The following is a 12,283-nucleotide window of genomic DNA, read 5'->3' as shown; positions in this document are numbered from 1 at the left end:
CAGCCGGCACGATCACGACGAGGGAGCGACAATGCGAGCAGATTCCACGCTTCGGACCCTGGACCGTCCTACCGTGGAGTTCTGCCGTGACCTTGTTGAACCTCGGAATCGTCGCCCATGTTGACGCCGGAAAGACCAGCCTGACCGAACGCCTGCTCTACGAGGCGGGCGCCGTGTCGAAGCTCGGCAGCGTCGACGCCGGCACGACCCGCACCGACTCGATGGAGTTGGAGCGTCGGCGCGGCATCACCATCCGGGCGGCCGTCACGTCGATCACCATCGGTGATCTGGGCATCAACCTGCTGGACACCCCCGGCCACCCCGACTTCATCGCGGAGGTCGAGCGGTCGCTCGCCGTGCTGGACGCCGCCGTGCTCGTGGTGTCGAGCGTGGAGGGGGTGCAGCCGCAGACCGTCGCCATCTGGCGGGCGCTGCGGCGCATCGACGTACCGACGATGCTCTTCCTCAACAAGGTGGACCGGCGCGGCGCCGACGTCGACCGGGCGGTGGCCCAGGTCCGCCGGCGGCTCGGGGCGCGGCCGGTCATGCTCACCACTGTCGTCGGCCAGGGCACGTCCGACGCCCGGGTGCGGGTCGTGGGCCTCGACACCGAACCGGTGGTGGAGGCGGTGGCGGACGTCGACGACGCGGTGGCGGCGCGATGGCTTACCGACGGGCCGGTGCGCGTGCGCGACGTCCGGCGCGCGATCCGGCACGCGGTACGCCGTGGCACGCTCAGCCCGGTGGCGTGCGGCTCGGCGATCACCGGCGCCGGGGTGCGGCAACTGTGCCACCTCCTGGCCGACCTGCTGCCCCGGGGCGAGCAGCGGGACGGTCCGCCGGTCGGCACCGTCTTCGCCGTCGACCGGGACGGACACGGCCGGCGGACCTGGCTGCGGCTGTGGTCCGGGCGGCTGCGTGTCCGGGACCGGGTCCGGCTCGCCGGAGCCCGCCCCGAGACGGTGACCCAGATCGCCGTCATCGAGCCCGCCGGCGTCCTGGTCCGTCCCTCGGCGTCCGCCGGGCAGATCGCCGCGGTGCGCGGCCTGTCGGCCCGGATCGGCCAGCACATCGGGGAGCCGCCGCGGCGGCACGCCTACCGGTTCCCGCCGCCGACCCGGCAGGCGGTCGTCGAGCCGGTCGAACCGGAGCAGCGCCTGGCGATGTTCGCCGGCCTGGCCGAGCTGGCCGACGAGGATCCCCTTGTGGACCTGCGGCTCGACGAGCACCAGGCGGAGGCGGTGATCCGCCTGCACGGCGAGGTCCAGAAAGAGGTTCTCGCCGCGCTCATGGCGGACCGGTACGGCGTCCGGGTGCGGTTCTCCGGCACGCTGACGGCCTGCATCGAACGGGTCGCCGGCACCGGAGCAGCCGACGAGCGGGTGCGCGAGCGCGGCAACCCGTACCTGGCCGGGCTGGGGTTGCGCATCGAAGCCGCCCCGGTCGGGCACGGCATCGAGTTCCGCCCCGGTGTCGAACCCGGCCGGCTCCCGCCGGCGTTCGTCGCCGCCACGGAGGAGGGCGTACGGGCCGCGCTCCGGCACGGCCGGCACGGCTGGCCGGTCACCGACTGCACGGTCACCATGACGGCCTCCCAGTACTGGCCACGGCAGAGCAGGCCGCACCAGAAGTTCGACAAGTCCATCTCGACAGTCGCGGCGGACTTCCGCAACCTCGCCCCGGTCGTGGTCGCCGAGACGCTGCGCCAGGCCGGTACCCGGGTGTGCCAACCGATCGAGCGGTTCGACCTCAACCTTCCGCAACACGCGGTGGAGACCGTGATGGCGCTGCTCGGCCGGCTCGGAGCGGCAGTACACGACGTCGCCGGCGCCGACGGGTATCTCGACGTGGGCGGCACCCTGCCGTCGGCGCGGGTGCCGCAGGTGGTCGCCGCGCTGCCCGACCTCACCGGTGGCGAGGCCGTGCTGAGCACCACCTTCGACCACTACGCGCCGCTCACCGGCGAGGAGCCCGCCACGCTGCCCCGGCGCGGACCCGATCCGGGCGATCGGGAGGCCTGGTTCCGGGCCGTACCGCGGTAGGCCGGCCGCAACCGCGGCCTCGATCGACGGTCGCCGCTGCCTGATAGCGTACGCGGTGTGCGCCGAAGCGGTGACCCAGAGCGACGGGCGTCGGCGGCCGGTCCCACCGCGACCGCCGCCTACGCGAGCACTGCCCGGATCGACGACCTGCGCGCCACGGAATACCGGCACCTCGACCGCGACGGCCGCGTCTATCTCGACTACACCGGCGCCGGGGTGGCCGCGCGGGCACAGGTCGTCGCCCACCACGACCGGTTGCTCTCCGGCCCGTACCGCAACCCGCACTCGGAGCAGTCCGCCGCCGAGGCCACCGGCGCGCTCGTCGAGTCGGCCCGGCGCGCGGTGCTCGACTTCTTCCGCGCCGACCCGTCCGAATACGCCGTCGTCTTCACCCCGAACGCCAGCGGCGCGTGCCGCCTGGTCGGCGAGGCGTACGACTTCGGCCCGGCCCGCCCGCTCGTGCTGACCTGGGACAACCACAACTCGGTGAACGGCATCCGGGAGTTCGCCCGCTCCGCCGGAGCGCCGGTGCGCTACGTGCCGGTGACCGGACCGGAGCTGCGGGTGGCCGAGGCCGACGTGGTCGCCGCGCTGGCGGCCCGGCCGGGCGGGTCCGGTTCGGCGGGACTCCTCGCGTATCCGGCGCAGAGCAACTTCACAGGCGTGCAGCATCCGCTCGAATGGGTGGACCTGGCCCACCGGCAGGGGTACGACGTGCTGCTCGACGCCGCCGCGTTCGCCCCGACGAACCGGCTGGACCTGAGCACGGTGCGGCCGGACTTCGTCTGCCTGAGCTGGTACAAGCTCTTCGGCTATCCCACCGGCGTGGGGGCGCTGCTCGCCCGGCGCGACGCGCTGACCCGGCTACGCCGTCCCTGGTTCGCCGGTGGCACCGTCCGCGCGGTGAGCGTCCAGGGTGACTGGCACCAGCCGATGGGGGACGAGTCGGGGTTCGAGGACGGCACCCTCAACTTCCTCAGCATCCCCGACGTGGAGTTCGGGCTGCGCTGGCTGGACTCGATCGGCGTCGACCTCGTCCACACCCGGGTCAGCCTGCTCACCGAGTGGCTGCTGGACCGGTTGACCGGGTTGCGGCACCGCAACGGCCGGCCGCTGGTCCGGGTCTACGGTCCGCCGACGGGCGCCGGTCGCGGCGCCACCGTGGCGTTCAACCTCCACCGTCCCGACGGCTCGCTCGTCGACGAGCGGCTCGTCGCGATCGAGTCGTCGGCCGCCGGGATCGCGCTGCGTACCGGCTGCTTCTGCAACCCCGGAGCGGCCGAGGCCGCGTTCGACATCAGCCGCGACTCGCTGCGCCGGACGAACGCCGCGCACGCCGGCACGATCGACGAGCACCTCGCCGCGCTGCGGCTGCCGACCGGCGGAGCGGTACGCGTCTCCTTCGGGCTGGCCTCCACCGCGGCCGACGCGGAACGCCTCCTGGCCTTCGCCGAGTCGACCTACCTGGACCGCGACGGCGCGCCCGACGTCCGGCTGGCGCCCCGGACCCGGTGCTGACCCGCGACAGCGCCCCGACCCGCGTCACGGCAGCCGGACGTCGTCTTCGGGTCGGACGCCGTCTCCGGGCCGGGGGACGGACGACGGGTCGCGGTCGGCGCGGAAGAAGCGCGTGACGGCCAGCCGGGTCGCCCGGGGCCGGCTGCCGTCCGCGCCGATCTCGATCAGCAGGTCCCGATCGGCGCGGTCCGCGGCAAGCGTGCTCAGCAGTGACAGGCAGGTCCGGCCGGTGTCGCCGGTCGGGTCGGCCGCCCAGTGCGCCAGCAGCGCCGCCAGCACATCGGCCCGCAGCCCCGGGTCGTCGGTGCTCCACAGCGTCCCCGTGGTGACAAGCAGTTGCCCGACGGCGACGGCCCAGCCCGGCTCCACCAGCCGGCTCCGCAGCAGCGCGGGTGGCACCCCCGCCCGCTGGAACACGTGCGCCCCGACGAACGGAGATCCGGTGGTGTTCATCAGGGACATCCAGCCGTCGGGGCTCAACTGCCGGGTCAGCGGTCCCGCCGCCAGGTGGTCGACCAGGCTGGGCCATACCGGGACCAGGGCGTGCCGGTCGGCGCGGAACAGGTCGGTGGCGAGCAGCAGGTCGCGGATCCGCTGCCGCCAGTCGGCGAGCTGCCGGGCCGGCGGGTGGGGCGCGTGGGTCGCCGTCCAGTCCGCCACCGCGGCGACCGGGTCGTCGCCCGCCACGGCCGCGGTCGCGGCGACCTCGACCAGATCGGTGTGCCGCCCGGCCAGCCAGTCGGCGATCGCCGGGCCCTCCGGGGGATGGTCGCGCAGCGCCCCGCAGGTGGCGTCGAGACGGTCCCGGCCGCCGCGCAGCAGGGCCCGCACGAAGTTGTCGAGCAGCGCCGCCGGGCCGGGCGGGCCGACCGGAGCGTCGCGCCGGTCGCGCCACACAAGCGCGGCGACGGTGGCGATAAGCGGGTTGCGCACCGGGTTGGTGATCCGCTGGGTGTGGGTCCAGGCCAGGAAGCCCTGGGCTTCGTCGTGCTCCGGGAACCACCTGTGGGCAAGCGCGGTGACGTCGGCGCGGGTGAACGGCGCGAGCTGGTAGGCGGGATAGGCATCCCCGAGCGTGGCCAGCTCGTTGGCGTCCAACGGCCGGGTGGTGACCAGGATCCGGTACGGCGGCGCGGGGGAGCGGCCCGCCGCGGCGAGCCGGTTGAGCACGTCGCTCCGCTCGTCCGGGTCGGCGACCGCGTCCACCCCGTCCACGCAGACCAGCCAGCGTACGCCGGGCGGCGCCTGGCGGAGGTCCGGCGACGACTCGCCGTACGTGGCGGCCAGCGCGTCGGGAAGCGCGTGGCGGACCAGCGCCGCGGCCGGCAGGCGGACCAGCACCGGGCCGCGGGGCCGGCGCCACCGGCGGCCCCGGAAGCGGAGCCAGCGCTCGGCCGACCGGGCGCTCTCGTACGCGATGAGCGCGGTCTTCCCGCTGCCCGGCTCACCGACGAGCAGCACGTGCCCGGCGCCGCTGAACAGCCGCCCCGCGTCGACCGTCTCCTCGGGCCGGCCCAGCCGAGGCGCCGCCCGGCGGGACACGTACACCTCGGAGAGCGGGCGCACCTGCTCGCCGAAGCGGTGCGGGTGGACGATCCCGGCGTCGGTCTCCCGCTCCCACAGCGCCGTCAACGTCGACCACCAGCCCGGCCGGCGCAGGCGCCGGTGCACGGCCACGGCGGCGCCGGCAAGCGCCAGGCTGCTGCTCACCACGCTGGCGACCTTGGCCCAGAGGTCCAGGGTCATCGGCGCTCCGACGCCGGTCCGTCGGTGCCGTGCGCGGCCCCGCAGCCCTGGCAGTACGCCCCGGTCTGCCGCTCGCCGCAGTGCGACCAGGGCGCGACCCGGGGGGCCGGCGTGGGCGGGCGGCGCTCGTCGCCGTCCGCGCCCCACCGGGTGGTGGTGTGCACCGCCACCCGGGACGGCTCGGCCCGCCGCCAGTCGACGTCCACCTTGAGCCGCACCAGGCCGGCGGCGGCGTCCTGCACGTCCACGATCCGGGCGATCCGCCGTACGTCGGCGTCCTTGCCGGCGTCGTGCGCGAGCGCCACCGCCTGCCCGAGCCGCTCCTCGGCCTCGCCGACCCGGCCCGCTCGGGCCGCCGCGAGGCCACTGTGGAACGCCGCGGCGTAGTCCTGCTGCCCGGTGTAGAAGGCGACGCTCGGGTGGATCTCCGAGTTGCGCAGCGTGTCGTCGGTCCACTCCACCGTCAGCGGCACCTCCACCGTGGCCGTGTCGGTGCCGGTGTCGGTGCTGAGCCAGCCGATCCGCCGCCGGGTGCCGGCGGCGAGCGGGTCCACCTCCACGCCGAGGTGGTAGTCCCGGTGGTCGTGCGGGCTCCAGGCGCCGATCGGGTACGCGGTGGTCAGCTCGCCGGCCGGCGCACCACGCCCGGTGAGGTCGGCGATGGTCGGGTGCACCTGCTTGACGAACCGGACCCGGGCCAGCTCGGTGGTGCGGATCCGTAGCCGCGCGTTCGCCACCCGCCGGGCCATCGCCCGGGACAGGACCGCCCGGAACTCGTCGCCGAGGCCGGTGAGGTCCTCCACCGGGACCACCGGGTTCGCGCCCAACGCCTCGGCGATGCCGAGCAGTTCCGCCGCGTTCCAGTCGTGCACGCCGTCGGCCGAGCCGATCGCCCGGCAGTCGACGGTGAGGTGCCCCTCGCACTCGCCGACGGCGGCCCGCAGATCCTCCGGGCGTTCGGACTCGTTGCGCCCGTCGGTGAGCAGGATGGCGTGCCCGATCGCGTCCGGCCGGGTCGCCAGCAGTCGCCGGGCCAGCCGCAGCCAGGCGCCGATGGCGGTGCCGCCGTGCGGGGACAGGGACTGCAGCGCGTGGCGGGCGGCGGCCCGGCTGCGTTCGTCGGCGACCGCAAGCCGCTCCTCGCCGGGGAAGACCATGGTGGCGGCGCCGGTGCCGGCGACCACCGCGAAGGCGACCCCGTCGGGTAGCACGTCGATCGCGGCGACGCCCGCCTGTCGGGCGGCCCGCATCTTCGCCTGCGGCGCGCCCATCGACCCCGACGTGTCCAGCAGGATGACCTCGGCCAGCCCGTCGTGGCGTACGTCCCCGGCCGGTTCCGGGCCGCGCACGGTGGCGATCACGTCGAGCACCGCGCCGTCCGCCGGCAGATATTCCGCGTGGTGCGCGGTGACCGCGAGCGGTCGGCCGTCGGCGTGTTCCATGTGGAGCCTTCTTCCGTCTCAGGGCCGTCGGGCCGCGGTCACCACCACGTCACCGGCCGGTAGGCGTTGGCCAGGTCGACAAGCTCGATCCGGCCCTGCCGGTCGGCGGTGCGCCGGGCGCGGGATCGGCACCGGCGCTCGAAGGCGCGGCGCAGGCTGGTGTCGTCGAGCGGCTCCCCGAACAACCGGCGGCCGGCGTGCCGGGGTTCGGTCAGGTCGCAGCCGAGCGCGATCCGCAGGATGTCCGACTCGACGGTCTCGCGCTCGGCGAACGGCGGCAGCTTGTCCACGATCGTGGCCGCCTCCAGGGCGGTGGCCAGCCGGCGCCCGTCGTCCGGCGCGTCGCGCAGGATCCGCACCGCGCAGGCGACCGCGTCGGTGCAGGCGCGGGAGGACTCCGGCACGCTCAGCAGCGCGTCGGCGGCGCCCCGTCGGTCGTCCGTGGCGAGCCGGCACCGGGCCAGCCCGAAGGCCGCCGCCAGCACGCCCCGGTCGGTGTCCCACACGCCCCGGTAGTGGTCGGCGGCCTCGTCCGGGACGTCGGCGAGTTCGCAGGCGACCGCGTACGCCAGCCGGGTGGAGACCTCGCCGGGCAGCCAGCCGTACACCTGCTCGAACCAGCGCCGGGCGGTGTCGGTGTCCCGGCCGACCAGGGCGACCAGGCCGCGGTGCCACCACAGCGCCCAGTCGCGCCGGTCCTCCGGAACGTCGGCGAGCAACGCGCCCGCCTCGGCCACCCGGCCGGCGGTGAGATGGGCCCGCACCGCCCGGTAGACCACCTGCGCGGTCCGTTCGGGCGCGGTGGCCAGCAGCTCGATGAGTTCGTCGGGATCGGCGGGGCCGAGCGAGGCGAGGAAGCCGGCTGCCGGGTCGGCCCCGTCGACGAGCGGCGTCGGCAGGCCGAGAAGCACCTCCACCAGGTCCACCGCGTCGTCCGTGTGCAGGGCGAACGCGCAGGCCGACGGGCTGAACAGGGTGGACCGGCCGGGTCGGGGCTCGCCGTCGGCGGCCGAGGCGACCTGCCGGCGTACCCCCCGGACCTGTTCGCGCATCCGCGCGGCGGACCCGAACCGGTCGGCCGGGTCGGTCGCGGTGGCCCGGGCGAGCAGGCGCAGGAACGGGTCGAGCCGGGCCGGTGTGGGCAGTCGCCGCACGGCCGGGCCGGCGGGCACCCGGGACACGTCCACCGACCGGGTGACCAGGGTCAACGCGGCGAGGGTACGCCCGACGGCGTAGATGTCGGAGCGGACGCTCGGCCCGGCGGCGCCGAGCCGCTTGACCTCGGGGGCGGTGTATCCCTCGGTGCCCCAGGCCGGGCTCACCCGGTTGTCGATCCTCCGGGCGGCGCCGAAGTCGACCAGCTTGATCACGTCGGCGCCGACGCCGCCGACCCGCATGACGTTCTCCGGCTTGAGGTCGCAGTAGAGCCAGCCCTGGTCGTGCAGGTAGCCGAACGCGTCGAGGATCTGCACGCCGTAGTCGAGGGCCTGGGCCACGTCGAGCGCGGCGGGTCGCCCGCCCGGGCCCGCCGTGGCCCGCGACTCCTCCAGGGTGCCGCCGTTGACGAACTCCATCACCAGGTAACCGGTGTCGTGGTGCGCCTCCGGGCGCAGCGCGTGCGTGATGGTGACGATGCGCGGGTGGTTCAGCGCGATGAGCGCCTGTCGTTCCGCGACGAACGCCGCGACGGCCTCCCGGTCCTCCGGGTTGCGCTGTCCCTTGAGCACCCGCCAGGCGCCGTCCATGTCCTGGTCGCGGGCGAGGAAGACCCAGCCCACCCCGCCGTTGCCGAGGCACCCGGCGATCTCGTAGCGCGAGGCCCGCACGTCGCCGACGGCAAGCGGAGCGGTGAACGAGTAGCGGGTGCCGCAGTCCGGGCAGTGGCCGCTGAGCCGGGTCAGCCGGGTGCGGCAGGTGGTGCTGGCACAGATCCGGGCGTGTTCCGGCACGACCGGCTCGGCGAGCACGGCGGTCAGCGGGTCCCGGGGCCGGGCCGCCGGGAGCAGCGCCGCGACCTCCCAGGGCTGGGACGACACGGCCTGGGACGACACCTGGACCGGGCGGGGAGCGACGGGTGTCGGGACCGCGCCGGCGCCGGCGCACTCGTGCCCCCACAGCCGGCAGAACCCGTCCGCGTCCACCTCGCCGGGGCAGTGGCGTTCCGCGCATCCCTGTCGCGTCCCGGTCATCGGGCTCCTCCGTTCACGGCCTGCTGGTAGGCGCGGACCGCCCGGCTCGCGGCGGCCACGCCGAACGTCGCGGGGCGCAGCCCGGCCACCGCGTCCCGGTAGGACCGCTCCAGGTCGGGGTGTTCGGCCCGGCCCTCGTCGGCGGCCTTCTGCCGGTATGCCTCAAGCCGCCCGGTCAGCTCCCGGTGGCACCGCACGCGCAGGCTGCGCCGGACCGCGTCGACCCGCTCCAGGTCCCGGTCGAGGGCCGCGCCGAGGGCCTCGGCGTCGGTGTCGGGCCGGTGCCCCGGGTCGGCGGCGGCGAGCCGGTCGAGCAGCCCGTCGGCGGCGAGTGGGGCGAGTGGGTCGGCGACGTCGCCGAGCCCTTCGGCGGCGGCCTCCGCGGCCAGCCGGCGCAGCCGGTGCAGCGACGACCGGACCCGGCGGCCCCGCTCCGCCAGTCGGTGCGGGTCCGGCCCCGGCGCCTCCGGTGCCGGAGTCGCGACCAGCCTGCGGATCCGCTCGGCCTGGTCGGCGGCGTCCTGCACGATCCGGGCGACCCGCAACTGCTCGACCCGGACCTGGTCGCCGGTGGCGGCGGTGAACCGGACCGGGCAGGGCGCGGCGAGCAGCCGGGTCAGCGCCGCCTCGTCCGCCGGCTGCGCCGGGTCGAGCCCGGCCAGGTCCTCCTTGCGCCGGACGAGCGCCAGCGCCAGGCAGTGCAGCCGCAGCAGGTGCTCCTCGGCCGCCCGCGCGGCCGGCCGGGAGTCGGCCGGCGGAAACCGGCCGGCCACCGTGCGCTCCATCTCCTCAAGCAGGTCGCAGACGCGCCCGTGGGCGGCGTGGAAGGCGTGCAGCCGGTCCCGGACGGTCGGCATCGATCGGCCTCCTCAGTCCGTCGGGGCGGCGGCCGGGCGCGGCGGTGGCCAGGCGGTGACCGGCACGCCGGGCGAGGGCATCATCGGCGTCCGCCTGTCGGTGACCGGGTCCCGTCCCGCGTCCGGATGGTCGGCAAGCCAGTCGTCGTGTGCCCGCAGCCACTCCTGCCGGGTCTCGGGCAGGGCGAGGGCGTAGTTGACGAAAGCGGCCAGGTCCCCGTCGGTCAGCTTGAACGCGAAGGCGTGCGGCTCGTCGGTGAACCAGTTGCACTCGTCGCTCATGTTGTGGTCGCAGTATCGCTGTTCCCTGCGGGGCGGCTCGGTGACGAGCGTGGTGTCGGGGGCCATCTGGGCGAAGCCGCGCAGGATGTTCTCGTCGGTGCTGACCCCGTCGACCTGGCCCTGGCGGAGCATCACCAGGCAGTCGACGGAGTGCTCCGCCGCCACCGGCACCAGCCGCTCGCCGCCGGCCGTCCGGTAGCGGCGGATGGAGTCCAGCGAGGTGGTGTTTTGGGCGGCGCAGACCCGCCGCCCGCCCATCTCCTCCACGCCGGCGAACTCCGGCCCGTGGTCGCGGACCCGGACCAGCACCGTCTGCCCGGAGTCGAGGTAGTCGTTGGAGAAAATCACCTGATCGGCGCGCTCACAGGAGGCGGTGAGCGACGTGGCCACCAGGTCGATCTGGCCCTTGTCGAGCATCTGGAAGGCGCCCTGGCCGGGCGGCGCGACTGTGAACTCGACCCGGTCCCGGGGGTCGTCCTTCGGCCAGAGCGCCTTGACCACCCGCAGCAGCAGGTCGATGTTGAAGCCCTCGAACCGCTGGTTCGCCGAGTTCCAGTGGCTCATGGTCGCATCGGACGGGTCGACGCCGGCGACCAGTCGCTGCGGCTCCCGCTCGATGATCCGCCTCGGCCGGCTGGCGCTGGCCGGGAGGCTGCGCCGGACCGGGCAGCTCGGAATCGCCTCGCCGGAGGGCGCGAGGGTCTGCGCCCCGGGAGGGCGGGCCGCCGGCGCGGGGGTGGTCGCCGCCGGCGCGGCGCACCCGGCCAGAGTCGCCAGCAGCATGCCGGCGAGCAGCGCCCGGACCGCCACCGGACCTCCCTCGTGGGTCTTCACTGGTATTCCAGGTAACGCTGACGCAGGCCGGCGACCACACCGCCGCCGGCGAGCAGGGTGACCCAGGCGGCTGCGCCGCCGAGCGGGCGGGGCGCCGCGGGCAGCCGTTCCCGCGCGGTGTCCGCGCGGGCGCCGTCCGCGCGCAGCGCTTCCTCGAGGTTGCTCTTCGCCACTTCGAAGGACCGCCCGACCGCCCCGTCCCGCAGCACCGTGTCGACGGCGTCGCGGAACGCGTCGCGGGTCCTGCTCTGCCGGGCGGACCAGACGTCCGCCAGGGCCGCGCAGTCGATCGGCGCCGCCCGGCCCGAGGTGGGGGAGCAGAGGCCACGGGCCTCGAAGTCGGCCCGGTGCCCCGCCGGGTCGACACTGGCGCCGAGGCCCAGGTAGAGGTCGGCGCGCCCGGCGAGCAGGTCACCGAGGCGCTGCTGACTGGTGCTCTGCGCCGCGACGGCCGACTCCAGGTCGTCGAACCTGTCGTCGGCGGCCGGCCAGTGCCACCACGACGCGACGAGCATGGCCAGCACGGCCACGGCGGCGCCGGAGGCGATCAGCAGCCCGGCGTTCAACCGCCGCCGGGTCCGGCGACGCAACCAGAGCTGGGTGGCGACGAGCGCGCCGAGCAGCGCCAGCGGCATCACCACCGAGGCGGCCACCCAGGGCCGGGCGTCGGCGCGGGCGTGCAGCAGCCGGCGCGTGTCGTCGTCCCAGAGCCGCTGGGCCTCGGTGAGCAGTTCGGTGGACATGTAGTGGGATGCCTCGCGGGCGTACGCCGAGGCGAGCACCGCGCGGGCGGCGGCCGACCGTGCCGCCCCGACCGGGGCGGGACCGACGGCCGTCGCCGTCGCCGCCGGGCAGGCCGGTGACGTGTCCGGACCGGCGTCCCCGCCCGCGCTGGCGTCCCCCACCGCGGTGGCCAGGGCCGCGCAGACCACGCCCCGGTAGACGGTCAGCCGGGAGCTGATCGCGGCCAGCCGGTTCAGCCGGTCCGGCTCGTTGACGGCCTCGCCCATGGCGTCGGTGAGTTGCCGTTCGACGGTGTGCACGGCGGAGTCGTAGTCGGTGCGCAGCGCACTGCGCCGGGCCTCGTCCGGTGGCAGCAGGAAGACGGCGCTGGCGGCCACGTCGGCGTCGGCCAGCCCCTGGTAGATCTCGCGGGCGGTGGTGCTGGTGGCCATGGCGACACCGACGGCGTGTGCACCGAGATTTGTCGCCGGGGTGCTTGATCGCACGGCGACCACGGCGGTGACGAGCAGCGCCAGGCCCAGCCCGACGCCGTGCAGCACGATCAGCGCCGGGGTGCTCCGCAGCGTCTTCGTCGGCATGCTTCGCAGGGTAGGTCAACAATGCGCAGCGCCATGTCCGGTATCCGACCG

At 75.5% G+C, this 12,283-nt stretch carries 8 protein-coding genes; 2 read left to right on the top strand and 6 right to left on the bottom strand.

The annotated features are described in order from the left end of the window. The first annotated feature begins 86 nt into the window (after positions 1-86). Both SM450_RS26775 and SM450_RS26770 read left to right on the top strand, forming a co-directional pair. Positions 87-2,042, top strand: coding sequence for a GTP-binding protein (locus tag SM450_RS26775; protein WP_474622547.1), 1,956 nt, complete (start codon positions 87-89; stop codon positions 2,040-2,042). Positions 2,043-2,099: 57 nt separating this feature from the next. Continuing rightward, entirely contained in the window at positions 2,100-3,560 is a 1,461-nt protein-coding gene (locus SM450_RS26770) for an aminotransferase class V-fold PLP-dependent enzyme (protein WP_474622546.1), read from the top strand. 24 nt (positions 3,561-3,584) lie between these two features. On the opposite strand, the gene SM450_RS26765 is transcribed toward SM450_RS26770, so the two are convergent. From SM450_RS26765 to SM450_RS26740, 6 genes are read right to left on the bottom strand one after another with little or no spacing between them, the layout of a single operon-like run. Beyond that, entirely contained in the window at positions 3,585-5,306 is a 1,722-nt protein-coding gene (locus SM450_RS26765; protein ID WP_474622545.1) for an NACHT domain-containing protein, read from the bottom strand. Beyond that, positions 5,303-6,748, bottom strand: a complete 1,446-nt coding sequence (locus tag SM450_RS26760; RefSeq protein WP_474622544.1) for a VWA domain-containing protein — start codon at positions 6,746-6,748, stop codon at positions 5,303-5,305. The genes SM450_RS26765 and SM450_RS26760 overlap by 4 nt, the downstream gene beginning before the upstream one ends. 38 nt (positions 6,749-6,786) lie before the next feature. Next, complete coding sequence (locus tag SM450_RS26755; RefSeq protein ID WP_474622543.1) at positions 6,787-8,937, bottom strand: serine/threonine-protein kinase; 2,151 nt, start codon at positions 8,935-8,937, stop codon at positions 6,787-6,789. Continuing rightward, the gene (locus SM450_RS26750; RefSeq protein WP_474622542.1) at positions 8,934-9,794 is read right to left on the bottom strand and encodes a hypothetical protein; all 861 of its coding nucleotides are present in this window, start codon (positions 9,792-9,794) and stop codon (positions 8,934-8,936) included. Before SM450_RS26750 ends, SM450_RS26755 begins: the two co-directional genes overlap by 4 nt. Before the next feature lie 12 nt (positions 9,795-9,806). After that, on the bottom strand, positions 9,807-10,886 hold the full coding sequence (locus SM450_RS26745) for a transporter substrate-binding domain-containing protein (RefSeq protein ID WP_474622541.1): 1,080 nt from the start codon (positions 10,884-10,886) through the stop codon (positions 9,807-9,809). A 20-nt stretch (positions 10,887-10,906) separates the two neighbouring features. After that, on the bottom strand, positions 10,907-12,232 hold the full coding sequence (locus SM450_RS26740; protein WP_474622540.1) for a hypothetical protein: 1,326 nt from the start codon (positions 12,230-12,232) through the stop codon (positions 10,907-10,909). Positions 12,233-12,283 lie beyond the last annotated feature (51 nt).

It is taken from the genome of Micromonospora marincola (genome assembly GCF_056150385.1).
This window is presented reverse-complemented; position numbering and strand designations above follow the sequence as displayed.

What these genes read in the sequence shown, in the direction of transcription:
- SM450_RS26765 (WP_474622545.1), bottom strand. Translation starts at nt 5,306, where the DNA reads ATGACCCTGGACCTCTGGGCCAAGGTCGCCAGCGTGGTGAGCAGCAGC.
- SM450_RS26760 (WP_474622544.1), bottom strand. Translation starts at nt 6,748, where the DNA reads ATGGAACACGCCGACGGCCGACCGCTCGCGGTCACCGCGCACCACGCG.
- SM450_RS26755 (WP_474622543.1), bottom strand. Translation starts at nt 8,937, where the DNA reads ATGACCGGGACGCGACAGGGATGCGCGGAACGCCACTGCCCCGGCGAG.
- SM450_RS26750 (WP_474622542.1), bottom strand. Translation starts at nt 9,794, where the DNA reads ATGCCGACCGTCCGGGACCGGCTGCACGCCTTCCACGCCGCCCACGGG.
- SM450_RS26740 (WP_474622540.1), bottom strand. Translation starts at nt 12,232, where the DNA reads ATGCCGACGAAGACGCTGCGGAGCACCCCGGCGCTGATCGTGCTGCAC.